A 21,927-nucleotide genomic window follows, 5' to 3' on the forward strand; every position below is an offset into this window, starting at 1 on the left:
AGGTTCTTCAGCACGTAAGAAGACATGGCCTACCGGAGGTTGTTGACGTGACCGACACCGACATGCTGCCCGAGTCCTGGCGCGGCGTCCTCGGCGACGAGCTGCAGAAGCCGTACTTCAAGCAGCTCACCGAGTTCGTCGAGGAGGAGCGGGCGAAGGGGCCGGTCTACCCGCCGCGCGACGAGGTCTTCGCCGCCCTCGCCGCCACTCCGTACGACAAGGTGAAGGTCCTGGTCCTCGGCCAGGACCCGTACCACGGCGAGGGGCAGGGGCACGGCCTCTGCTTCTCCGTCCGGCCCGGGGTCAAGACCCCGCCCTCCCTGCGCAACATCTATAAGGAGATGCGGGAGGAGCTCGGACACCCGGTGCCGGACAACGGCTATCTGATGCCGTGGGCCGAGCAGGGCGTCCTGCTGCTCAACGCGGTCCTCACGGTCCGCGCCGGCGAGGCCAACTCGCACAAGGGCCAGGGCTGGGAGAAGTTCACCGACGCGGTGATCTCCGCCGTGGCCTCCCGGCCGGACCCCGCCGTCTTCGTACTCTGGGGGGCCTACGCCCAGAAGAAGCTCCCGCTGATCGACGAGGAGCGCCATGTGGTGGTGAAGGGCGCGCACCCCTCGCCGCTGTCGGCGAAGAAGTTCTTCGGCTCCCGCCCCTTCACCCAGATCGACGAGGCGATCGCGGCCCAGGGCCACGAGGCGATCGACTGGCGCATCCCCGACCTGGGCTGACGCCGGCGGCCCGCTGTCCGGGCGGGCGCCTGAGCCCGCCCGGCTGACAGCTCCCGGCCCGCGCCCGAGCCTGATCCGGATCGGGGGTCGCTGCGGCTAGCGTCGGACCTCCGGACGACAGAGCGTGTGGAGGCCGCAGTGACCGAGCAGCAGCAGGTGTCGGACGACGGCGTCATGACCAGGATCGGCCAGGCGACGATGCTGCTCCACGGCGGGGACCGGGAAGAGGCGCGCAACCGCTTCGGCGATCTGTGGGCACTGATCGGTCCCGACGGCGACCCCCTGCACCGCTGCACGCTCGCGCACTACATGGCCGACGCGCAGGACGACCCGGACGCCGAGCTGGCGTGGGACCTGCGGGCCCTCCTGGCGGCCGAGGAGATCGGCGAGGAGCGGCTGGCCCGGCACGACTCCGCGGTGGCGCTGCGGGCGCTGTACCCCTCGCTGCACCTCAATCTCGCCGCCGACTATCTGAAGCTGCGGCGGTCCGACGCGGCGCGGATCCATCTGGACCGGGCCCGCGCCGCGTCGCACGCGCTGGACGACGACGGCTACGGCAACGGGGTCCGCGCCGCGATCGAACGCCTGGAGGTACGGCTCCGCGCGCGGTAGCCGGGTGCCGGGACCGTCACCGGGTTCCCGTTCCCCGCACCCTGGACCCCGCCGGCCGGTCCCTCGGCGCCGCGGTGAGGGTGTGGCCGGCCGCCGCGGCTATTCGCCCGTGACCCCGTCGATCCGCTCGCGCAGCAGGTCCGCGTGGCCGTTGTGGCGCGCGTACTCCTCGATCATGTGGGTGTAGATCCAGCGCAGGTTGAACGTCTCGCCGCTGCGGTGCTCTCCCTTGCCCAGGTCGTCGAGGTGGTGTGCCGAGGCCAGTTCGCGGGCCCGTGCGATCTCGCCCTGCCAGGTCGCGTACGCCTCGTCCCAGGTGTCTCCGGGGGTCAGGTGGAAGGCGCGGTCGCGGTCCTCCTCGGTGGCGTAGATCCGGCCCGGCCGCTCGCCTGCCAGCACCCGCCGGAACCAGCCGCGTTCCACCTCGGCCATGTGGCGGACCAGGCCGAGCAGGCTGAGGTCGGACGGCGGCGCGGAGGCGGTGCGCAGCTGGGCCTCGGCCAGTCCCTCGCATTTCACCGCGAGGGTCCGGCGGTGGTAGTCCAGCCAGGCTTCGAGCATCTCGCGCTCGCCCGCGGTGGTCGACGGTTCGGTGCGCGCGGTGCGTTCCACAGAGGTCATGTCGGGCATCGTCTCCGATGTTCGGGGTACGCGCCGGGCTGCCCGGCGCGCTTCATCCGCTCAGCATTCCCCGCAGCAACTCCTCGAATCCGACGCGTAGTTCGGCACGGCTCGGCACGGCGGAGTGGAAGGAACCCGCGGCGCAGGAGAACATCAGCCCCTCGCACCAGGCGATCAGGGACAGCGCGTGCCGCTCGGGGGAGGGTGAGCCCGCGTCCGCCATCATCGCGATCAGCGGCCCGTGGAAGGCCGACCCCGCCGAGTCGAAGAAGGTGCGCAGCTCGGGCCGGCGGGTGGCCTCCAGGGCGAGTTCGTACCGGGAGACGAGCAGCGCCCGGTGGTCGGTGAGATACCGGTGGAGGGCGAGCGAGAGGGCGTCCACGAGGTCCCCGGCGCCGGCGTCCGGCCCCGGCATCTCGTGCGGGGTGAGCACCCCCGCCTCCCGCTCGACCTGGCGGCGGACGGCCGTCTCCAGCAGGGCCTGACGGGTGCGGGCGTGGTTGGAGGTCGATCCCTGCGGAAGCCCCGCCCGCTCGTCGACCGCCCGGTGGGTGAGCCCCCGCATCCCGCGTTCGACGAGGAGGTCGAGGGCGGCGTCCCCGATCCGCTCGGCGCGTGAGCCGGGCGGGGTGGGGGAGCCCGTGGCGGGCGGGTCCGGAGTGGGGGAGTCGGGGGCGGGCCGGGGGGCGGGTGCGGTCATGGGCACAACCTACTACCGGTTCGACTACACCTGTAGTACGTTCGAGAGGTCACTACAGCTGTAGTTTCCGAGGGAGCAGTCATGGAACAGCACCGTGCCGTCGTCGTCGGAGCGGGCATCGGCGGGCTCACCGCAGCCGTCGCCCTCCACCGGAGAGGCTGGAACGTCACCGTCCTCGAACGCGCCGCCGCCCTCACCCCCGTCGGCGCCGGCATCGGCCTCGCCCCCAACTCCCAGCGCGCCCTGGACGTCATCGGGCTCGGCGACCGGGTCCGCGAACTGTCCGCCTGGCAGGGCGACGGCGGCATGCGCGCCCCCGACGGCCGCTGGCTCGCCCGCACCAGCGCGAAGGCCGCCGCCGACCGCTTCGGCGGCCCCCTCGTCCTGCTCCACCGCGCCACCCTCGTCGACATCCTGCTCTCGGCACTCCCCGAGGGGGTCGTGCGGACCGGGGTGGCCGCGTCCCTCTCCGACCCCGGCGACGACGACCGGCCCGCCGTGGTCCGCACCCCCGACGGCGACATCGAGGCCGAACTGACCCTCGGCGCCGACGGCATCCACTCCACGGTCCGCCGCGCCCTCTTCCCCGACAACGCGGGTCCCGAGTACTCCGGCTTCACCACCTGGCGCGTCGTCGTACCCGCCGACGAGCGCCCCTTCCCTCCGCACGAGACCTGGGGCCCGGGACGCCTCTGGGGCACCCAGCCCCTCAAGGACGGACGCGTCTACGCCTACGCGATGGCCGCCGCCCCCGAAGGCGCCCGCGCCCCCGACGACGAGAAGGCCGAACTCCTGCGCCTCTTCGGCGACTGGCACCAGCCCGTGCCCCGGATCCTCGCCGCCGTCACCCCCGACGGCGTCCTGCGCCACGACGTCCACCACATGCCCGTACCCCTGCCCGCCTTCCACCGCGGTCGCGTCGCCCTGCTCGGCGACGCCGCCCACGCGATGCAGCCCACCCTCGGCCAGGGCGGCAACCAGGCCATCGAGGACGCGATCGTCCTCGCCCACCACGCGGGGCCGGGAGTTCTCCCGAGCCGCGCGCTGGCCGCCTACACCGCCGACCGGCTGCCCCGCACCACCGCGATCGTCCGCAAGGCAGCCCGGACGGGCCGGCTCGCCCTGCTCTCGGCCCCGCCCGCCGTCGCCCTGCGCAACGGCGTCGTCGCCGCCGTCTCGCGCTTCGGGCCCGGCCTCGTCCTGCGCGGTTTCGACGGCATCGCCGACTGGCGGCCGCCGTCGGCCGCCGATCCCGCGCGAGTAAGCTGACCAGCGCGAACGACAGATCATCCAGCGCTAGGGAGACCCCGTGAAGGTCGGCTGCATCGGACTCGGCGACATCGCCCAGAAGGCATATCTCCCGGTCCTCACCGCCCTCCCCGGGGTCGAACTCCACCTCCAGACGCGGACGCGGGCCACCCTGGAGCGGGTCGCCGACACCCACCACGTCCCGGCCGTGCGGTGCCACAGCGACCTCGACTCCCTGCTCTCGGCCGGCCTCGACGCCGCGTTCGTGCACGCGCCGACCGCCACGCACGCCGAGATCGTCACCCGGCTCCTCCAGGCCGGGGTGCCGACCTACGTCGACAAGCCGCTGGCGTACGAGTACGCCGCGTCCGAGCGGCTGGTGGAGCTCGCGGAGGAGCGCGCGGTGAGCCTGGCCGTCGGCTTCAACCGCCGCCTGGCACCCGGCTACGCGCAGTGCCTGGACCACCCGCGCGAGCTCATCCTCATGCAGAAGAACCGGATCGGCCTGCCCGAGGACCCGCGCACCCTCGTCCTCGACGACTTCATCCACGTCATCGACACCCTCCGCTTCCTGCTGCCCGGAGAGGTGGAGCACGTGGACGTACGGGCCCGGATCCGCGAGGGGCTCATGCACCACGTCGTCCTCCAGCTCTCCGGGGACGGCTTCACCGCCATCGGCATGATGAACCGGATGAACGGCTCCACCGAGGAGATCCTGGAGGTCTCCGGCCAGGACACCAAGAGGCAGGTCCTCAACCTCGCGGAGGTCGTGGACCACAAGGGCCAGCCGACCGTCCGCCGGCGCGGGGACTGGGTGCCGGTGGCCCGCCAGCGCGGCATCGAGCAGGCCGTCCTCGCCTTCCTCGACGCCGTACGGGCGGGTGAGCCGCTCAGCGCGCGGGACGCCCTGTCGACCCACGAGCTGTGCGAGCGCGTCGTGCGCGAGGCCCTGACACAGGCTTCCTGAGCGCGCCCATGCCCTCGGCGGCGCACAGCACGGCCAGCACGGTCAGGGCCCCGTACAGGGGCCAGTCGCCGAACCGCGCGTAGCCGGTGGTCGTCCGGGCCAGGGGGACCTCGTAGACGGCCGCCGCGCTGCGGTCCGTGTCCAGCGTCGTGCCGATCCGCCGGCCGTCGGGACCGTAGACGGCGCTCTCGCCGGTCAGCGTCGCATGCACCATCGGGCGGCCGGACTCCGCGGCGCGCAGCGCCGCGAGCGAGGCATGCTGCGCGGGCGCCCAGCTGTGCTGGAAGGTCGAGGTCGCCGACTGGGCGATCAGCACGTCCGCGCCGTCGCGGGTCAGACGGCGTGACATGTCGGGGAAGGCGGACTCGAAACAGACCACCGGACCGATCCGCAGCGCGGGGCCCGCTCCCTCGGCAGGCAGGGTCATGACGACGGGCTCGGTGCCACGCCGCCGGTCCTCGCCGGCGGCCTTGCCGACCGACGTCACCCAGCCGAGGACCGGGCGCAGCGGGATGTACTCGCCGAACGGCACCAGGCGCATCTTGTCGTAACGCTCGCCCGTGGGGCCCTCCTCCCCGATCAGCACCGCGCTCTTGAAGATGCCCGGACGGTCGGAGCGGCGGGCGTCCACGTTGACGAGGATCGGCGCGTCCACCGCGCGGGAGAGGGCGGTCAGCCGGGCGGTGAGGTCGGGACGGGTGGCCAGGTCGGCGCCGACGCTGCTCTCGCCCCAGACGACCAGATCCAGGTCCTGGCCGACCAGCTCACGCGTCAACTCCTCGCCACGCGCGAACCGCCGCTCGGCGCCGCCGGATCCGTCGTACACACCGGGCTGCACGACCGCGATCCGCGCCGTCCCCCGCTCGCGGGGCGGCCCGGTGCTCCACCAGACCACACCGACGGTGAGGGCGCACACCACGAGTCCCACCAGGGCCGCCGTCCGGACGGCGGCCGCCGACACGACGAGAAGCGCCACGGCCGTGTTGACGGCCACCACGAGCAGGGACACGAGCCAGACCCCGCCGACGGAGGCGAGCCGCAGCGCCGGGGCGACCTGCCACTGGCTCGCACCCAGCAGACCCCACGGCCCGCCCAACGCCTCCCAGGAACGGACCAGTTCGATGAGCAGCCAGCCCGAGGGGACGACCAGGAGCGCCGCCGCGGCCCGTGTACCGGACGGCCCGTCCCCGAGCATCGCCCGCACCAGCCACCCCCAGGGCACCCACAACAGCCCGAGCAGCGCGGCCAGTACGAAGAGGAAGACGTGCAGGCTCGGGAACAGCCAATGGTGCATGGCCACCATGAACCCGATGCCGCCCAGCCAGCCCTCCAGGGCGGCCCGGCGCGCGGTGGGCGCGGTACGGAGCAGCAGCAGCCAGGGGACGAGGGCGACGTAGGCGAACCACCAGAGGCCGGGCGCCGGGAAGGCGAGCGCGGGCAGCGCGCCCGCCACGACCGCGAGCCCGGCGCGAGCGGCCCGGTGAGGAGTCCGCGGGGTCCGGGCCGGAACGCTCTCGGACGGCCCGTCCTCCGCCGGGGCTCCGTCGTCCTCGGACGGCCCCGTCCCGGGCGGTCCACCCGCTCCGGGATCTCCCGGACCGTCCTCGGCCGCCCCTCGGGCACCGCGCGGGCGCCCGCGACCGGCACCGGGCCCGTGCTCCGCGCCGGTGCCGCGCCGGCCGAACGCAATTCCCACGCAGCGCCTCCAGGTGTCGACTCCAGTGTGCGCCGCGCGCCCCCGCGCCGCGTCTAGGCGCGGCGCCACTTCTCCCGTACGACGACCGAGCGGAGCCGCCAGCCGGCCTCCGTCCGGAGCAGGGAGAACGTGTAACGGCCGCCGCAGACGAAGTCCTCTCCGGACTCGAAGCGCATCGGATTCACGTAGTCGGCCCTGACCTCGGCCGTGTCCCCCGGGTAGCCGCCGAGGTCCTGGATGGCGACCCGGCGGTTCACGATCAGGTGCTGGCGCGTGGGGAAGAGCTTCATCGTCTCCTCGAGCCAGTCGGCGACGTCGGCGGCCGGGCCCTCGACACCGCCGGAATCGCGGTAGTCGGCCCTGCCGTCGCCGGTGAACAGCGCCCGGTAGCCCGTCCAGTCGGAGTCGTCCACGGCCACCGCGTATCCGGTGACGAGGTCGTCGATGGCCAGCCGGTCCATCACGGTCGCGAGATCCACGCGCTGCGTCATCGGCACAGTGTCGGGCAGGGGAAGGCGCGGGGCCAAGAGTCGTGCGGCGAGGGCGTGGTCGGATACCGGTCATACTTTGCGACATGCGCATCGACTTCGATCCCGCCCTGAGCGACCGGAACACCTTCTACCGCTTGCTCACCGCCACCGTCGTGCCCCGGCCGATCGCCTGGATCTCCACGACGTCGGCCGACGGGACCGACAATCTGGCTCCGCACTCCTTCTTCACGATCTCCTCGGTGACCCCGCCGGTCGTCCAGTTCACCTCGGTGGGCCGCAAGGACTCGCTGCGCAACATCGAGGACACCGGGGCGTTCGTGGTGAACTTCGCGCCCGAGCCCCTCTTCGAGCGGATCAACGCCACGGCGACGGACTTCCCGCGCGGCGTGAGCGAGTTCGACGCCTGTGGGGTGGAGCGTGAGCCGAGCCTGCGGGTCAAGCCGCCGCGGGTGGCACTCGCCCCGGTGGCGCTGGAGTGCGAGCTGCACAGCACCCTGCGGATCGGCGACTCGACCGTCGTCTTCGGACGGGTGGTGCACGCGGCGGTCGACGAGTCGGTCATGGTGGACGGCCACCCCGAGATCACCCGCATGCGCCCGCTGACCCGGCTCGGCCGGAACGAGTGGGGAACGCTGGGCGGTATCCAGGAGATCGCCCGGGTCCCCTACGAGCCCCGGAGCTGACGAGCACCGGCGCGCGGCACCCCTGGGCGCCCGGACCACGGCGGTTCTTCCCGCTCGCCGCACACCTCCTAGGCGGCCTCCCACCGGTGGGGACGGCCGCCGCGCCACTCCACCAGATGGGGGTCGTCGAGGATCATGTCGGCGTCCTCGAGTCCGGCCCGGCGCAGGAATTCGACCAGATCCGTGTCGTTGCGCGCGAGGCCGACGATCTGCCCGCGAACGGTCACGCGCCGCCCGCCGCCGGGGGAGGGGCGGTGGACGACGATGGGTGCTTGCCAGGCCATGTCTCCAGGGTGCGGCGCGCCCCCGGTTCCCGCCCGGCGGACCGCGCGAGGGGGCGCCCGGCGGCCGGAGCGGTTCACCGGACCGGCCGTCACCGGACCGGTTCACCCCTCCCGCTCGCGTCGACCCGGTTCACCCACGTCCGTTCACACCGGGTGTGAACGGAACGCGTCGACAGAGGGTGCGCACACGCTCGCCGCCCGTCCCTTCCGGCGGGAGGATCGTCGCGTCTCTTCGGCAGGGGCGCACCAGAGAAGAGCCGCCGGAAAACCCCCCGAGTCCGGCGACCCGTCCCGATCGGCGCGGAACCCGGTCCCCGACCGAACGGACACGAGCCCGTCCGCGCGCCGGTGGTCGAAGGACCGCCGGCACCCGCGGACGGGCTCCGACCCGTACGGGCTCGACGTCAGTGGCCGGACTCGCCCGCGTGGGGGCTGAGGACGTCCGTGCCGACGAGGATGAAGAGCAGGATGCCGAGCAGGATCCGGTAGATCACGAACGGCATGAAGGACTTCGTGGTGATGAACTTCATGAACCAGGCGATCACCGCGTATCCGACGACGAACGCGATGATCGTCGCGAAGATCGTCGGTCCCCAGGACACATGGCCCTCGCCCGCGTCCTTCAGCTCGTAGGCGCCCGAGGCGAGCACCGCCGGGATGGCCAGCAGGAACGAGTACCGGGCCGCCGCCTCGCGCGTGTAGCCCATGAGCAGACCACCGGAGATCGTCGCGCCCGAGCGGGAGACACCGGGGATCAGGGCCATCGCCTGGCACACGCCGTAGATCAGGCCGTCCCGCACGCCGAGGTCCTTCAGCGTCTTGCGCTCGCGGACCACGCGGTGCCGTCCGCCGATCTCGTCGCGGGCGGCGAGCCGGTCCGCGACGCCGAGGACGATGCCCATGACGATGAGGGTCGTGGCGATCAGCCTCAGGTCACGGAACGGACCTTCGATCTGGTCCTTGAGCGTCACGCCCAGTACGCCGATCGGGATCGAGCCGACGATGACCAGCCAGCCCATCTGGGCGTCGTGGTCGCCGCGCATCGACTTGTCCCGCAGCGAGCGGAACCAGGCCGAGACGATCCGCGCGATGTCCTTGCGGAAGTAGATCAGGACGGCCGTCTCCGTGCCGATCTGGGTGATCGCGGTGAAGGCCGCACCGGGGTCCTCCCAGCCGGCGAACGCTGCGGTGAGGCGGAGGTGCGCGCTGGAGGAGATGGGAAGGAACTCCGTCAGCCCCTGGACGAGTCCGAGGATGAATGATTCGAACCAACTCATGGGGCTAGGGCCGTCCCGAATGTGCTCGTGCGGTCAGAGAAGGACGGTCGGATCGGAGATCGACCGCCGGTCGTTGCGCAGCGTACCGTCCCGAGATGAAGGCCCCGATCTCAGGTCTCCACGGGGCCGGTCGTCGTCCAGCCCGGGGTCCGCACGTGATGGGTCAGGCTCGCCGGGTCCGCCTCGTCGCCGCAGCAGGCGCACACGACGCGGGGGCTGAGCACCTCGCCGCAGCTGTGCTCCAGCACCACCGGTCGGTCCTTCGGGTTCAGATGGCGGTCGCCCCAGGCCATGAGCGTGAGCAGCACCGGCTGGAGCTCCTGGCCGGCCGGAGTGGCCCGGTACTCGAAGCGCCGCGGGCGTTCGCTGTACGGCACCTTCTCCAGGATTCCGGCCTCCACCAGCCGCTTCAGACGGGCGGTGAGGATGTCGCGCGGAGCGCCGGTGTTCCGCGCGATCCGGTCGAAGCGGCGCACGCCGAGCGAGATCTCGCGCAGGACGAGCAGCGAGTACTTCTCACCGACGAGGGTCAGGGCGTCGGCGATCGAGCAGGGGCGGGGGGCGGCCTTCATGGGGTCAGCCTAAGGCAGGGTTCGGAGAGGGTTTGAAAATCAAACCGACTGGGCTATGTTACTGCCAAGTGTTGAGTCCGGTTTTCCCACTCACCAGGTGATCGAGGAGCCGTCATCATGCGCGACGCCGTCATCGTCGAAGCAGTCCGTACGCCCATCGGCAGGGGAAAGGCCGACGGCGCCCTGGCCGGGGTCCACCCCGTCGCCCTGCTCTCCCACACCCTCGGCGCGCTGATCGAACGCAGCGGCATCGACCCCGCCCTCGTCGACGACGTCATCGGCGGAACGGTCGACCAGGTCGGCGAGCAGGCCATGAACACCACCCGCTACGCCTGGCTGGGTGCGGGCTTCCCCGATTCCGTGCCCGCCACGACCGTCGACCGGCAGTGCGGCTCCTCCCAGCAGGCCGTGCACTTCGCGGCCCAGGGCGTGCTCTCGGGGGCGTACGACATCGCCGTCGCCTGCGGGGTCGAGTCCATGAGCCGCGTCCCGATGTGGTCGAACGTGCCGCCCGGCGCGGACCCCTTCGGGCCCGGGGTGGCCGCGCGGTACCCCGAGGGGCTGGTCCCGCAGGGCATCAGCGCCGAGCTGATCGCCGCGAAGTGGTCGATAGGGCGGGAGGCGATGGACGAGTTCGCCGCCGCCTCGCACACCAAGGCCGCCCGGAGCTGGGGAGCCGGGCTCTTCGACGCCGAGGTCGTCCCCTACGGAGACGTCCGCCGCGACGAGTCGGTGCGGCCCACGACCACTCCCGAGATCCTTTCCGGGCTGCGGCCCGCCTTCCAGGACCCGGTCTTCGCCGAGCGGTTCCCGCAGATCGACTGGTCGGTGACGGCGGGCAACAGCAGTCCGACCAACGACGGTGCCTCCGCCGTGCTCGTCATGGCGGCCGACACGGCGGAGCGGCTCGGGCTCCGGCCGCTGGCGCGGCTGCACAGTTTCGCGGTGACCGGCTCCGACCCGCTGCTGATGCTGACCGGCGTGATCCCCGCGACGGAGAAGGTGCTGCGCAGGGCCGGGCTCGCCCTCGACGACATCGACCTCTTCGAGATCAACGAGGCGTTCGCGAGCGTCGTGCTCGCCTGGCAGCAGGAGACCGGCGCCGACCCGGCCAAGGTCAACGTCCACGGCGGCGCCATCGCGCTCGGCCACCCCCTCGGCGCGAGCGGCACCCGCCTGACGACCACCCTCGTCCACGCCCTGCGGGCGCGCGGCGCCCGATACGGCCTCCAGGCGATGTGCGAGGCGGGCGGCCTGGCGAACGCGATGATCGTCGAGGCGCTCTAGTTGTGCCGTCCGGAAAGTTCTGGAGAGTCCCGCCCACCCCCGAGGGGAGCGGCCTAACGCTCCCGTGCGGCGCCCGCGCCCGCCAGTGGGCGGGGCTCGGCAAGGTCCGTTCCCTCGGCCGGGTCCGATGACGTGCGCAGGCCGTGCCGTTTGCGCCAGGCGACGGTCGCCCCGGCGAGGCCGGAGACGACGATGAAGCCCATCGCGATCAGGAACGTCGGCGAGGTCGGCGAGGCGGCCTGGCTGCCCGCCACCACGTAGGCCGCCGTGTTCGGGACGGTCCCGATCGCCGTCGCCAGCAGGAACGGCGCGTACCCCATCCGGGAGACCGCCGCGCAGTAGTTGGCGGCGGCGAACGGCACACCGGGGAAGAGCCGGATCGCCAGCATCGAGCGGAAGCCGTGCCGGCTCAGCTGCCCGTCCGCCGCCTTCAGCCACCGCCCCCGCAGCAGCGGCCGCAGCGCGCCCTGCCCGAGAACCCGCCCGAGGGTGAACGAGATTCCCGCCCCCAGGACCGTCCCGGCCACCGCGGCCCCGAGCCCCGCCTGGGCGCCGAAGAGCGCGCCCGCCGCCAGGTTCAGGACCGGCCGGGGTACGAGAGCGGCCGTGCACGCGCCGTAGGCGAGGGCGAACACCACCATCGCGCCCACGCCGCTCATCTGCGCCGGCCAGCCCGCCGAGAGGAGTCGCTGGGGCTCGTAGAGGACCACGGTCGTCGCCGCGGCCAGAAGGAGCACGGCGAGCAGTGCCAGCCGCGACCAGGGCGACAGCAGGGCCTGGGCGCAGCGCGGGGCGAGGGAGCCCGGCGGCCGGGTCACGGGGTCGAGCACCTGGGGAGAGTAACCGACCCGCACACGTGATCGCCGTGATGTCGGTCATCGGCCGTACTCTGGGCCGCATGACGACCGCCGTGCCCGCCGGCCCCGCCGTACCCGAGAGTGCCCTCGCGGACAGCGTCCTGGCCCGGCTCACCGAGGTCTTCCCGGCGGCCGGTGACCCCTTCCGCGCCCAGGAGATGGTCGCGTACATGAAGGGCGTCGTCCCCTTCCTGGGCATCCGGACCCCCGAGCGGCGGGCCCTGTCCCGTACCGTCCTCGACGACACCCCGCGCCCCGGCGAGGACGACTGCGCCGCCGTCGCGCTGCGCTGCTTCGCGCTCCCCGAGCGCGAGTACCACTACTTCGCCGTCGACTACCTGCGCCGCCACGTCACGCGCTGCTCCTCCGCCTTCCTGCCCGTCACCCTTCGACTCGTCACCACCGACTCCTGGTGGGACACGGTCGACCTGCTGGCCGCCCATGTGGTCGGCGGCCTCGTCCGCGCCGATCCGGCGCTCGCCGCGCGGATGGACGAGTGGATCGAGGACGAGGACCTGTGGGTGGCGCGCACCGCGCTGCTGCACCAACTCACGTACAAGAGCGCGACCGACACCGAGCGGCTCTTCGCCTACTGCCTGCGCCGCTCCGGCGACACCGACTTCTTCCTCCGCAAGGCGATCGGCTGGTCCCTGCGCGCCTACGCGCGGACCGGACCGGACGAGGTCCGCGCGTTCGTCGAGGAGAACCGCGCCCGCCTCTCCCCGCTCTCCGCGCGCGAGGCGCTCAAGCACCTCTGAACTCCCCCTGCGCGGAAAATCGTTCGACGGCGATCCTCCGTCCCGGGATGATCGTGGACATGTTCCGGTACGCCTTCCTCGAAGCACGGTCCGCGGTCGCGGCCGCGCCGAAGGCTGCCGTCACGCCCGTCGCCGCCGCTGCGTCCGCAGCCGCCGCGCTCGCGGCCGTCGCACTCGACGGCGCCCGAAGCTGACCCTCCCCGGCTCGTCCGGCGGACCCCACAGGGGGAGGGTCGGTCCGGCCCCGGGGTCCCTCACACGCTTCGAGCTCAAGGAACGAGCGAACCATGTCCAAGACGGCATACGTGCGCACCAAGCCGCACCTCAACATCGGCACCATGGGCCACGTCGACCACGGCAAGACCACCCTGACCGCCGCCATCACCAAGGTCCTCAGCGAGCGCGGGACCGGCACGTTCGTGCCGTTCGACCGCATCGACCGCGCGCCCGAGGAGGCCCAGCGCGGCATCACCATCAACATCGCGCACGTCGAGTACGAGACCGACACCCGCCACTACGCCCATGTCGACATGCCGGGCCACGCCGACTACGTCAAGAACATGGTCACCGGCGCCGCCCAGCTCGACGGGGCCATCCTCGTCGTCTCCGCGCTCGACGGGATCATGCCGCAGACGGCCGAGCACGTCCTGCTCGCCCGCCAGGTCGGTGTGGACCACATCGTGGTCGCGCTCAACAAGGCCGACGCGGGCGACGAGGAGCTGACCGACCTGGTCGAGCTGGAGGTGCGGGAGCTGCTGACCGCGCACGGCTACGGCGGCGACGCGGTTCCCGTCGTCCGGGTGTCCGGCCTCAAGGCCCTGGAGGGCGAGCCGCGTTGGACGGCGGCGATCGAGGCGCTGCTCGACGCGGTCGACACGTACGTCCCCATGCCGGTGCGGTACGTGGACGCGCCGTTCCTGATGTCCGTGGAGAACGTCCTCACCATCACCGGCCGCGGGACCGTCGTCACGGGCGCCGTCGAGCGCGGGACCGTGCGGGTGGGTGACCGGGTGGAGGTCCTGGGCGCCGGGACCGAGACGGTCGTCACCGGGGTCGAGACCTTCGGCAAGCCCATGGAGTCGGCCGAGGCCGGCGACAACGTCGCGCTGCTGCTGCGCGGTGTCGCCCGTGACGCGGTCCGCCGCGGGCACGTGGTGGCGGCGCCGGGCAGCGTCGTACCGAGCCGGCGGTTCACCGCCCAGGTCTACGTCCTGTCGGGCAAGGAGGGCGGTCGCACCACCCCCGTCTCGACCGGGTACCGGCCGCAGTTCTACATCCGGACCGCGGACGTGGTCGGCGACGTCGACCTCGGTGAGACGGCGGTCGCGCGCCCGGGCGACACGGTCACCATGACCGTCGAACTCGGCCGTGACGTCCCGCTGGAGCCGGGTCTCGGCTTCGCGATCCGTGAGGGCGGCCGCACGGTCGGCGCCGGCACGGTCACGACCGTCGGCTGAGCGTCCGATCGGCCTCAGGCCCGCACTCCGCACCCCGCGGAGTGCGGGCACTCGTCGACGCCGTGACCGCGGCCCGCGCCGCGGCCTGGGACGCCGTCCGGGCGAGGGCGGTCCGAGCCGTGCGGGCACAATGAGGGAGTGAACGAGCAGATTCCCGTCCACCGGGACGTCGACCGGGGAACCGCCAAGCTCATGCCCGACGTCGACCGGGACCGGGCCTGGCTGCTCACGGTCGACGGCGCGCCGCAGTCCTACGTCGACCTGGACGAGCCGACGCACCTCGAGTTCGAGTACGCCCGCCGGCTCGCCCATGTCCTCGACGGCGTCGCGGACGAGGGTGCGCCCCTCGTGGTCCTGCACCTCGGCGGCGGGGCGCTCACGCTGCCCCGCTACGTGGCCGCGACCCGCCCCGGCTCCCGCCAGGACGTGGTCGAGGCCGACCGCGGGCTCCTCGACCTCGTGACGGAGCACCTCCCGCTGCCCGACGACGCGGGGGTCACGCTGCACGCCGCGGACGCCCGGAGCTGGCTGGAGGGCGCGCCCGACGCCTCCGTGGACGTGCTCGTCGCCGACGTCTTCGGCGGCTCGCGGGTGCCCGCGCACCTGACCTCCGTCGAGTACGCGAGGGAGGCCCGGCGGGTGCTGCGGCCGGGCGGCGTCTACGCGGCCAACCTCGCCGACGGTTCGCCGTTCGGCTTCCTCCGCTCCCAACTGGCGACCTTCGCGGACGTCTTCACCGAGCTGGCCCTGATCGCCGAACCGGCGGTGCTGCGCGGCCGCCGCTTCGGCAACGCGGTCCTCGTCGCGTCGGACCGCCCGATCGACACGGCCGGACTGGCCCGGCGCGCGGCCGCCGACGCCTTCCCCGCCCGGGTGGAGTACGGAGCGACCCTCACCCGCTTCACGGGGTCCGCCCGCCCCGTGACCGACACGGACGCGGTGCCGTCGCCCGTCCCGCCGGGCGGAACCTTCGGCATCGGCTGACGGCGCCCGCGGGCGTCCGGCCGCACCATCGATGGGGAGGGAGTCGTGCGGAGCGGCTGACGGCCTGCGGGCGTCAGGAGCCCGGGTGCCCCGTCGGGGTCTCCACCACCGGGTGCGGCGCGCCGGCCTTCGCGAGGGTGGCGGAACCGCTCACCTCCTTCGTACGGCGGCGCAGGTTCCGGACGTCCGGGACCAGCAGGACCAGGGCCGTCACCACCACGATCAGCGTCGCCGAGCCCCACAGCGCGGTGCTGCGGCCGAAGAGGCTCTCCGCCGGTCCCGCGAGCGCCGTGGACAGGGGGAGCATGGCCGTCGAGCCGAACCAGTCGTAGGCGGAGACCCGCGACAGCTTCTCCTCCGGGATCTCCTGGTGCAGGGTCGTCATCCACGCGACACCGAACACCTCGATCGCCACACCGCTGACGAACATGGCGGCCGAGAGCCCGACCACGTCGAGCGGGACCGCGAGCGCCGCCGAGGGGAGGGCGATCGGGAAGACGCCCAGCGTGCCCACGAGCAGCATCCGGCGGGGCTTCCAGCGCATCATCAGGACCGCGCCGACGAGCGTGCCCACACCGAAGAAGGCCAGCGCGATGCCCCAGGGCCTGGCTCCGCCGAGCTGGTCCCGGGCCACCAGCGGCCCGTAGACGGACTCGGCCGCGCCGACGAGCGCCACGACGATGGAGAACTGGGCCACGATGGACCACAGCCAGGGCCGTCCGACGAACTCGTGCCAGCCCTCCCGCAGGTCCGCGAGCAGGCCGCCTCCGGCCTCCCGCTTCGCGATGTGGCTGACGTCGAGGAAGGCGCGCATCGCGCCGGCGACAGCGAAGGCCGCCGCGTCGATCGCCAGGACCCAGCCGGGGCCGAACGCGGCGATCATCGCGCCGCCGAGCGCGGCGCCGCCGATGCCGGCGCCGTGCATCGCCATCCGGAAGAGGGCGAAGGCGCGGCTGACCTGCTCGCCGCTGACGCTGGACATCAGCATGCCCTCGGCGGCCGGATTGAAGAACGCCTGGCCGGTGCCGCACAGCGCGGTCAGCAGCATCATCTGCCACAGCTGCGGGTCGCCGGTGAGGACGAGGACGGCGAAGACGCCCTGGGAGGCGAAGTTGAGGGCGTTGGCGGCGACCATCACCCGGTGGCGGGGTATCCGGTCCGCGACCGCGCCGCCGATGAGCAGGAAGAGCACGAGCGGGGCGATGCGGGCGGCTGCCACCAGCCCCACGTCGCCGCTGTCCCCGCCCGATTCCATCACGGCGAACGCCGTCGCGATCAGGGCACCGTGGGCGCCGAGGTTGGTGACCATCGCGGCGGCGGTGAGCAGCAGATAGTTGCGCCCCGCCCACTCGGGGCGTCGGGAGAGCAACGAGGTGCGGGGGGAGGCGGCGGGAGTTCTCACCCCGGGACTATCCCTGTCGCCGCCGCCTCCTGCCAAACCGATAACCGGACGGATCCGTCCGGCGGGGCCTCCGTCAGGACGAGGCCGGGGCCAGCCGCACCGTCGAGAGGATCTGCTGGATGGTGGCGTCCGGCAGTTCGTCCTTGACCCCGTCGGCGGCGTAGAGCACGAACGACGAGAAGTCACCGGCGGAGTTCTTGAAGGAGAACGCGATGGACTTGCCGTCCGACTCGCACGTGTTCCGCTTCTTGATCCCCGGGGCGGTGGCCGTCGACATGCTGCCGACGAGTCCGGACTTGGTGGTGTACGGCACGGCCTTGGTGATCTTGATCGTGCCCTTGGGCATGTGCTGGGCGTAGCCCGCCCACACCCAGTTGCCGGCCTCGTTGAACGCCGCCTCGTCGGTGTTCTTCGCGCCCTGGCCGCCCTTGGTGCCCGCGGTGCTCAGGCCCCAGGTCTCCTCGGTGCCGTTCTTGTCCGTGTCGAACGTGCACCACTTGCTCTTGAAGCGCGCGGGCGCGGACATGGTGACGACCGGCGAGCCGTCGCCCTTCTTCTCGTCCTCGAAGAAGGTGATCGAGCCCGGCTTCAGCAGCTCCCACTCCGGGGGAACGTCGAAGAGGGTGCCGTACTTGGGGTTGTGGACGACCTTCCAGCCCGGGATCGTCGGCTGCTGCTGGGCGTCGTCGCGCGGGTTGTCGATCGGCGGGGACGACTCCGTGTTGCTCGGGGCCGACGAGGACGAGGACGGCTTGGAGCCGCCGCCGGCGTCGGTGTTCTTCTCGTCGTCCTTGCCGAGGACCAGGAATCCCGTGACACCGGCGGCCACGACCACGGCGGTCGCGGCGACGATGGCGATGATCGTCGTCTGCTTCTTCTTGCCGTCACCGGGGCCGCCGGGCTGCGGCGGCGCGCCCGGCACCTGGTACTGCGGCACGGTCGGCTGCTGGTACGGGTTGGGCTGCTGCTGGAACCCGGGCTGGGCCGGCTGTGTCGGCTGCTGCGGATAGCCCGGCTGCGTCGGCGGCTGCTGCGGGTATCCGGGCTGCTGTGGGTACCCCGGCTGCTGATAGGGGTTCGGCTGCTGGTACCCCGGCTGCTGGTAAGGGTTCTGACTCTGGTCCTGCGGGTTCTGCTCGCCCCCGGGCGGCTGCTGTCCTGGCCACATGGCCAGTAACCATAGAGGTGCGGCGTGAACCCTGCTACGCCCGCCCCCACGCGGGAGCGCGAAGGCGGGGATGGCCTTCCCTGCTACCCGTGGGTAACATCGCCGTATGAGCGCAGACCAGATGTCCGTCGGCGAGATGCTCGCCGCCACGGTCCCCATGGCCAGGACCCTCAATCTCGAGTTCCTGGAGACCACTTCCGAGCGAGCCGTCGTCCGCCTGCCGGACCAGGCCGACTACCACAACCACGTCGGCGGCCCGCACGCCGGAGCGATGTTCACCCTGGCCGAGTCCGCCAGTGGCGCCATCGTCCTGGCCGCCTTCGGCGACCAGCTGTCCCGCGCCGTGCCGCTCGCCGTCACCGCCGAGATCGGCTACAAGAAGCTCGCCATGGGCGTCGTCACGGCCACCGCGACCCTCGGCCGCCCGGCCGCCGAGGTCGTCGCCGAACTCGACGCGGGCTCCCGTCCGGAGTTCCCGGTCCACATCGCGATCACGCGCGAGGACGGTGCCGTGACCGGCGAGATGACGGTCGTCTGGACCCTGCGCCCGAACGCCTGACGTACCGGAGCGAACCGCCCCCGCACGCCAATTCGGGTGCGGGGGCGGCCACGTCGGCGGGAATACGACGAAAAAATGACAACCTGTCACGCATAGTGCGCTCACCGCGTATACGCGGCATCCGCCTCCGTGCGAAGGAGCAGCGCAGTGTCAGACGCCGATTCCCGTGAGCCGAACCTGCCGTCGGACGGTCCCGCGACCGACCCGTCCCCCGAAGCCGGAGCGCGACGCGCACGCTCCGGACCCACGCGGACCACCCCATCCGAGTCGCGCCTGCCGCGCAGGGCCGCCCTCTGGCTCCTCGGCGGAGCCGCCGCGGCGGCCGCCTCCGTGGCGGCGCCGGCACACGCGAAGGCACGCGCGCACCCGGCACGGCGACCCGAACCGGCGCGGCCGAACCCGCGCCGCCGCCCGGCCGAGCGGGTCGACGAGCTCCTCACGGCACTCACCCTCGACGAGAAGGTCGCCCTCCTGCACGGCGCCGCCGACCCGAAGAGCCTCGGCCAGGCCGGCTACGTACCGGGTGTGCCGCGCCTCGGCCTGCCCCCGCTGCGGCTCGCCGACGGACCGGCCGGGGTCCGCGTCAGGCGCGCCGCCACCGCGCTCCCCGCGCCCGTCATGCTCGCCGCCGCCTTCGACCCCGACCTCGCCCGGGCCTACGGCCGCGTCATCGGCCGCGAGGGACGCGCCCTCGGCCAGGACGTGCTGCTCTCCCCGATGGTCAACCTGATCCGCACCCCGTACGCGGGACGCAACTTCGAGACCTTCTCCGAGGACCCCCTGCTCTCCGCGGACCTCGTCGCCCAGGAGATCCGCGGCATCCAGGACGAGGGCCTCATCGCCACGGTCAAGCACTTCGCCCTCAACAACCAGGAGAAGGACCGGACCTCGCTCGACGTACGGGCCGACGAGCAGACCCTGCACGAGACCGAGCTGCGCGGCTTCGAGGCCGCCGTCGCCGCCGGGGTGGGGTCCGTCATGGCCGCGTACAACAAGGTCGACGGCCTGCACTCCACCGAGAACCAGGCGCTCCTCACCGACGTGCTGCGCACCCGCTGGGGCTTCGACGGCTGGGTGATGAGCGACTGGGGCGCCACCCACAGCACGGCGCCCGCCCTCCTCGCCGGCCTCGACATGGAGATGCCGCGGGGCACGCGCTACGGCGACGCGCTCAGGAAGGCGGTGCGGGACGGCCTCGTGACGGAGGCGGACGTCGACCGGGCCGTGCGCCGCATCCTGTCCGTACGGGCACGGTTCGGGCTCCTCGACGAGGCCGCGAGGCCGGACCGCGACGCGGAGTCGGGCGCCGCCGTCGCCCTGCGCGTGGCCACCGCCGGAGCCACCCTGCTGCGCAACAAGGGCCGGATGCTGCCGCTCACCGGACCCGCGGCCCGCACCATCGCCGTCATCGGCCCCACCGGCGGCCTCCCCTTCGTCAGCGGTGGCGGCAGTGCCTTCGTGGTCCCCGACGCCGCAGCCCGCCCGGTCGACGCGATCCGGGACCGGGCCGGAGCGGGCGCCACCGTCACCTACGCCCCCGGCCTCGACCTCTTCGGCCGGCCGCTGCCCGCCACGGAGCCCCCGGCCGATCTGGAGAACCGCACCGTCGCCGCCAAGGCGACCTGGACGTACGAGGGAACCCTCACCGTCCCCGAGACCGACCGCTGGACCTTCCACCTCCACTACGGCGGCGCACGGCCCATCGTCACCCTGGACTCCACCGAGCTCTTTCCCCTCGTCCCCGGCGCCCCCGACCAGCTGCCGGGAGGGCTGTTGAGCCGCGCCCCCGACGGCCTCTCGGTGCGCCGCGACACCGTCGAGCTCACCGCCGGCACCCACCGCCTGACCGTCACCGCCCGGGGCGGGGCGGCGGGCCAGCTCCTCCGGCTCCGCGCGATCAGCGACTCCCAGCGCGAGGAGGACTTCGCGGAGGCCGTGAGCGCCGCCCGCGCCGCGCGGAGCGTGGTGTTCTTCGCGTACGAGGACGCCACCGAGGGCCAGGACCGGACGAGCCTCGCCCTCCCCGGCGGCCAGGAGACCCTGATCGACGCGGTGACGGCCGCCAACCCCCGTACGACCGTCGTCCTCAACACCTCGTCGGCCGTCACCATGCCGTGGCTGGAGGGCAGCGCCGCCGTGCTGCAGATGTACTACCCCGGGCAGGAGGGAGCCGCCGCGACGGCCGCCGTCCTGTTCGGCGACGCCGATCCCGGGGGACGGCTCACCCAGACCTTCCCGGCCGCCGAGGACCGCCACCCCACGGCGGGCGACCCGCTGCGCTACCCGGGGAAGGACGGGGTCCAGGAGTACAGCGAGGGCGTCCACGTCGGTCACCGCTGGTACGACGCCGAAGGGGTCGAGCCGCTCTTCCCGTTCGGGCACGGGCTCTCGTACACCTCGTTCGGGTACGACGGCCTGGAGGTCGGTCGGGACGGTGACGGCGGGCTCGCCGTCACGTTCACGGTCCGCAACACGGGCGGCCGGGCCGGGGTCGAGGTGGCCCAGGTCTACCTCGGTCCCTCGCCCCACCTCACCACGCTCGGCGTCGACCAGCCGCGCCAGTCGCTGGCCGGGTACCGGCGCCTGGAGCTGGCGCCGGGAGAGCGGCGCCGGGTGACCGTACCGGTCGCGGCCCGCACCCTGTCGTCCTGGGACGTCGCCCGGCACGACTGGGTGCTCGGGACGGGCCGGCGCACGGTCCGCGTGGGCTCCTCCTCGCGCGACCCCAGGCTGCGTGCGGAGGTCGTGGTGAGGCCCCTGTGACCAGGTAGGCTGCCCCGGCGCGCGCGACGCGGCGCGCGCCTCGACACGGGAGGAATCCGCGTTGCACGTCCAGGAGTGGCTGGAGACGATCCCCGCGGTCGCCGTCTACGCGCTGGTGGGGGTGGTGATCGGGCTGGAGAGCCTGGGCATCCCGCTGCCCGGCGAGATCGTCCTCGTGAGTTCGGCCCTGCTGGCCTCGCAGCACGGCGACATCGATCCGTACGTCCTCGGCGCCTGCGCCACGGCCGGTGCGATCATCGGCGACTCGATCGGCTACGCGATCGGCCGCAAGGGCGGACGACCGCTGCTCGCCTGGCTCGGGAGGAAGTTCCCCAAGCACTTCAGCGAGGCCAACATCGGGCTGGCCGAGCGGTCCTTCGAGAAGTGGGGCATGTGGGCCGTCTTCTTCGGCCGCTTCGTCGCCCTGCTGCGGATCTTCGCCGGTCCGCTCGCCGGCGTGCTGAAGATGCCGTACTGGAAGTTCGCCGTCGCCAACGTCTTCGGCGGCATCCTCTGGGCGGGCGGTACGACGGCCGTCATCTACTCGGTGGGCGTCGTCGCCGAGGCGTGGCTCAAGCGCTTCTCCTGGCTCGGCCTGGTGCTCGCCGTCGCGATCGGTCTCGCCTCCATGCTCATCCTGAAGAACCGCGCGAAGAAGGCCGCCGCCAAGGCGGAGACCTCGGCCGAGCCGGTGGCGGAGCCGGTCCCGGTGGCCGTCGCGGACTGACCCGGCCGGGCCCGGAATCACGGCGAGGGGCGCGGCACCCACCTCGGGTGGGGCGGCCCCCCCCGCGGGTTAGGGGCCCGCCC

23 protein-coding genes are annotated in these 21,927 nt (G+C 73.0%); 13 read left to right on the top strand and 10 right to left on the bottom strand.

Going from position 1 to position 21,927, the window contains the following annotated elements; genetic code table 11:
* Nucleotides 1-47 precede the first annotated feature (47 nt).
* Entirely contained in the window at nucleotides 48-731 is a 684-nt protein-coding gene (gene ung / locus AB0D99_RS27860; RefSeq protein ID WP_362367973.1) for a uracil-DNA glycosylase, read from the top strand.
* Nucleotides 732-869: 138 nt separating this feature from the next.
* Nucleotides 870-1,343: a hypothetical protein gene (locus AB0D99_RS27865; RefSeq protein ID WP_362367976.1), complete on the top strand. Its 474-nt coding sequence runs from the start codon at nucleotides 870-872 to the stop codon at nucleotides 1,341-1,343.
* Between the two features lie 99 nt (nucleotides 1,344-1,442).
* Here the strand turns inward: AB0D99_RS27865 and AB0D99_RS27870 are convergent, their stop codons facing one another.
* Together AB0D99_RS27870 and AB0D99_RS27875 are read right to left on the bottom strand one after the other, a co-directional pair.
* Complete coding sequence (locus tag AB0D99_RS27870; RefSeq protein WP_362367979.1) at nucleotides 1,443-1,973, bottom strand: DinB family protein; 531 nt, start codon at nucleotides 1,971-1,973, stop codon at nucleotides 1,443-1,445.
* Between the two features lie 43 nt (nucleotides 1,974-2,016).
* On the bottom strand, nucleotides 2,017-2,664 hold the full coding sequence (locus AB0D99_RS27875; RefSeq protein ID WP_362367982.1) for a TetR/AcrR family transcriptional regulator: 648 nt from the start codon (nucleotides 2,662-2,664) through the stop codon (nucleotides 2,017-2,019).
* A gap of 81 nt (nucleotides 2,665-2,745) precedes the next feature.
* Here AB0D99_RS27875 and AB0D99_RS27880 point away from each other — a divergent pair, with 81 nt between their 5' ends.
* Complete coding sequence (locus AB0D99_RS27880; protein ID WP_362367985.1) at nucleotides 2,746-3,933, top strand: FAD-dependent monooxygenase; 1,188 nt, start codon at nucleotides 2,746-2,748, stop codon at nucleotides 3,931-3,933.
* A 40-nt stretch (nucleotides 3,934-3,973) separates the two neighbouring features.
* The gene (locus AB0D99_RS27885) at nucleotides 3,974-4,879 is read left to right on the top strand and encodes a Gfo/Idh/MocA family oxidoreductase (RefSeq protein ID WP_362367988.1); all 906 of its coding nucleotides are present in this window, start codon (nucleotides 3,974-3,976) and stop codon (nucleotides 4,877-4,879) included.
* Here AB0D99_RS27885 and lnt read toward each other — a convergent pair.
* On the bottom strand, nucleotides 4,803-6,332 hold the full coding sequence (lnt, locus tag AB0D99_RS27890) for an apolipoprotein N-acyltransferase (protein ID WP_362367991.1): 1,530 nt from the start codon (nucleotides 6,330-6,332) through the stop codon (nucleotides 4,803-4,805). The two genes, AB0D99_RS27885 and lnt, sit on opposite strands and share 77 nt — an antisense overlap.
* 296 nt (nucleotides 6,333-6,628) lie before the next feature.
* Nucleotides 6,629-7,066 (bottom strand): nuclear transport factor 2 family protein, encoded by a 438-nt coding sequence (locus tag AB0D99_RS27895; protein ID WP_362367994.1) that lies wholly within the window; start codon nucleotides 7,064-7,066, stop codon nucleotides 6,629-6,631.
* A gap of 83 nt (nucleotides 7,067-7,149) precedes the next feature.
* On the opposite strand from AB0D99_RS27895, the gene AB0D99_RS27900 reads away from it, so the two are divergent.
* On the top strand, nucleotides 7,150-7,749 hold the full coding sequence (locus tag AB0D99_RS27900; protein WP_362367997.1) for a flavin reductase family protein: 600 nt from the start codon (nucleotides 7,150-7,152) through the stop codon (nucleotides 7,747-7,749).
* Nucleotides 7,750-7,817: 68 nt separating this feature from the next.
* Here AB0D99_RS27900 and AB0D99_RS27905 read toward each other — a convergent pair whose 3' ends face one another.
* From AB0D99_RS27905 to AB0D99_RS27915, 3 genes are all read right to left on the bottom strand, one after another.
* Nucleotides 7,818-8,033, bottom strand: coding sequence for a hypothetical protein (locus tag AB0D99_RS27905; RefSeq protein ID WP_362368000.1), 216 nt, complete (start codon nucleotides 8,031-8,033; stop codon nucleotides 7,818-7,820).
* A gap of 404 nt (nucleotides 8,034-8,437) precedes the next feature.
* Entirely contained in the window at nucleotides 8,438-9,310 is an 873-nt protein-coding gene (locus tag AB0D99_RS27910; RefSeq protein WP_362368003.1) for an undecaprenyl-diphosphate phosphatase, read from the bottom strand.
* A 110-nt stretch (nucleotides 9,311-9,420) separates the two neighbouring features.
* Nucleotides 9,421-9,882 carry a helix-turn-helix domain-containing protein gene (locus AB0D99_RS27915; protein ID WP_362368005.1) on the bottom strand — a complete coding sequence of 154 codons (462 nt, stop codon included), beginning with the start codon at nucleotides 9,880-9,882 and terminating at the stop codon, nucleotides 9,421-9,423.
* Nucleotides 9,883-9,999: 117 nt separating this feature from the next.
* Between AB0D99_RS27915 and AB0D99_RS27920 the strand changes: the two genes are divergently transcribed.
* On the top strand, nucleotides 10,000-11,169 hold the full coding sequence (locus tag AB0D99_RS27920; protein ID WP_362368008.1) for a thiolase family protein: 1,170 nt from the start codon (nucleotides 10,000-10,002) through the stop codon (nucleotides 11,167-11,169).
* A gap of 53 nt (nucleotides 11,170-11,222) precedes the next feature.
* On the opposite strand, the gene AB0D99_RS27925 is transcribed toward AB0D99_RS27920, so the two are convergent.
* A complete protein-coding gene (locus tag AB0D99_RS27925) occupies nucleotides 11,223-11,999 on the bottom strand; it encodes a TVP38/TMEM64 family protein (RefSeq protein WP_362368011.1) in 777 nt (258 codons plus the stop codon).
* 68 nt (nucleotides 12,000-12,067) lie between these two features.
* Between AB0D99_RS27925 and AB0D99_RS27930 the strand changes: the two genes are divergently transcribed.
* The 4 genes from AB0D99_RS27930 (at nucleotide 12,068) to AB0D99_RS27945 (ending at nucleotide 15,225) form a co-directional block, all read left to right on the top strand.
* On the top strand, nucleotides 12,068-12,784 hold the full coding sequence (locus tag AB0D99_RS27930) for a DNA alkylation repair protein (protein WP_362368014.1): 717 nt from the start codon (nucleotides 12,068-12,070) through the stop codon (nucleotides 12,782-12,784).
* 59 nt (nucleotides 12,785-12,843) lie between these two features.
* Nucleotides 12,844-12,978 carry a hypothetical protein gene (locus AB0D99_RS27935; protein ID WP_362368017.1) on the top strand — a complete coding sequence of 45 codons (135 nt, stop codon included), beginning with the start codon at nucleotides 12,844-12,846 and terminating at the stop codon, nucleotides 12,976-12,978.
* A 93-nt stretch (nucleotides 12,979-13,071) separates the two neighbouring features.
* On the top strand, nucleotides 13,072-14,241 hold the full coding sequence (gene tuf / locus AB0D99_RS27940) for an elongation factor Tu (RefSeq protein ID WP_362368019.1): 1,170 nt from the start codon (nucleotides 13,072-13,074) through the stop codon (nucleotides 14,239-14,241).
* A 138-nt stretch (nucleotides 14,242-14,379) separates the two neighbouring features.
* Entirely contained in the window at nucleotides 14,380-15,225 is an 846-nt protein-coding gene (locus tag AB0D99_RS27945; RefSeq protein ID WP_362368022.1) for a fused MFS/spermidine synthase, read from the top strand.
* 73 nt (nucleotides 15,226-15,298) lie between these two features.
* Here AB0D99_RS27945 and AB0D99_RS27950 read toward each other — a convergent pair whose 3' ends face one another.
* A complete protein-coding gene (locus tag AB0D99_RS27950) occupies nucleotides 15,299-16,627 on the bottom strand; it encodes an MFS transporter (protein WP_362368025.1) in 1,329 nt (442 codons plus the stop codon).
* Between the two features lie 73 nt (nucleotides 16,628-16,700).
* The gene (locus AB0D99_RS27955) at nucleotides 16,701-17,795 is read right to left on the bottom strand and encodes a hypothetical protein (RefSeq protein ID WP_362368028.1); all 1,095 of its coding nucleotides are present in this window, start codon (nucleotides 17,793-17,795) and stop codon (nucleotides 16,701-16,703) included.
* Between the two features lie 106 nt (nucleotides 17,796-17,901).
* On the opposite strand from AB0D99_RS27955, the gene AB0D99_RS27960 reads away from it, so the two are divergent.
* From AB0D99_RS27960 to AB0D99_RS27970, 3 genes are all read left to right on the top strand, one after another.
* Nucleotides 17,902-18,354 carry a DUF4442 domain-containing protein gene (locus AB0D99_RS27960; protein WP_362368031.1) on the top strand — a complete coding sequence of 151 codons (453 nt, stop codon included), beginning with the start codon at nucleotides 17,902-17,904 and terminating at the stop codon, nucleotides 18,352-18,354.
* 147 nt (nucleotides 18,355-18,501) lie between these two features.
* Nucleotides 18,502-21,117, top strand: a complete 2,616-nt coding sequence (locus tag AB0D99_RS27965) for a beta-glucosidase (RefSeq protein ID WP_362368034.1) — start codon at nucleotides 18,502-18,504, stop codon at nucleotides 21,115-21,117.
* A gap of 61 nt (nucleotides 21,118-21,178) precedes the next feature.
* Nucleotides 21,179-21,844, top strand: coding sequence for a DedA family protein (locus AB0D99_RS27970; RefSeq protein WP_362368037.1), 666 nt, complete (start codon nucleotides 21,179-21,181; stop codon nucleotides 21,842-21,844).
* Nucleotides 21,845-21,927: the final 83 nt, after the last annotated feature.

The organism is Streptomyces sp. NPDC047971 (assembly GCF_040653355.1).
Lineage (GTDB): Bacteria > Actinomycetota > Actinomycetes > Streptomycetales > Streptomycetaceae > Streptomyces.

Coding starts and splice junctions, on each gene's coding strand:
- AB0D99_RS27870 (WP_362367979.1), bottom strand. CDS start 1,973: ATGCCCGACATGACCTCTGTGGAACGCACCGCGCGCACCGAACCGTCG.
- AB0D99_RS27875 (WP_362367982.1), bottom strand. CDS start 2,664: ATGACCGCACCCGCCCCCCGGCCCGCCCCCGACTCCCCCACTCCGGAC.
- AB0D99_RS27880 (WP_362367985.1), top strand. CDS start 2,746: ATGGAACAGCACCGTGCCGTCGTCGTCGGAGCGGGCATCGGCGGGCTC.
- AB0D99_RS27895 (WP_362367994.1), bottom strand. CDS start 7,066: ATGACGCAGCGCGTGGATCTCGCGACCGTGATGGACCGGCTGGCCATC.
- AB0D99_RS27900 (WP_362367997.1), top strand. CDS start 7,150: ATGCGCATCGACTTCGATCCCGCCCTGAGCGACCGGAACACCTTCTAC.
- AB0D99_RS27905 (WP_362368000.1), bottom strand. CDS start 8,033: ATGGCCTGGCAAGCACCCATCGTCGTCCACCGCCCCTCCCCCGGCGGC.
- AB0D99_RS27910 (WP_362368003.1), bottom strand. CDS start 9,310: ATGAGTTGGTTCGAATCATTCATCCTCGGACTCGTCCAGGGGCTGACG.
- AB0D99_RS27915 (WP_362368005.1), bottom strand. CDS start 9,882: ATGAAGGCCGCCCCCCGCCCCTGCTCGATCGCCGACGCCCTGACCCTC.
- AB0D99_RS27920 (WP_362368008.1), top strand. CDS start 10,000: ATGCGCGACGCCGTCATCGTCGAAGCAGTCCGTACGCCCATCGGCAGG.
- AB0D99_RS27930 (WP_362368014.1), top strand. CDS start 12,068: ATGACGACCGCCGTGCCCGCCGGCCCCGCCGTACCCGAGAGTGCCCTC.
- AB0D99_RS27935 (WP_362368017.1), top strand. CDS start 12,844: ATGTTCCGGTACGCCTTCCTCGAAGCACGGTCCGCGGTCGCGGCCGCG.
- tuf (WP_362368019.1), top strand. CDS start 13,072: ATGTCCAAGACGGCATACGTGCGCACCAAGCCGCACCTCAACATCGGC.
- AB0D99_RS27955 (WP_362368028.1), bottom strand. CDS start 17,795: ATGTGGCCAGGACAGCAGCCGCCCGGGGGCGAGCAGAACCCGCAGGAC.
- AB0D99_RS27960 (WP_362368031.1), top strand. CDS start 17,902: ATGAGCGCAGACCAGATGTCCGTCGGCGAGATGCTCGCCGCCACGGTC.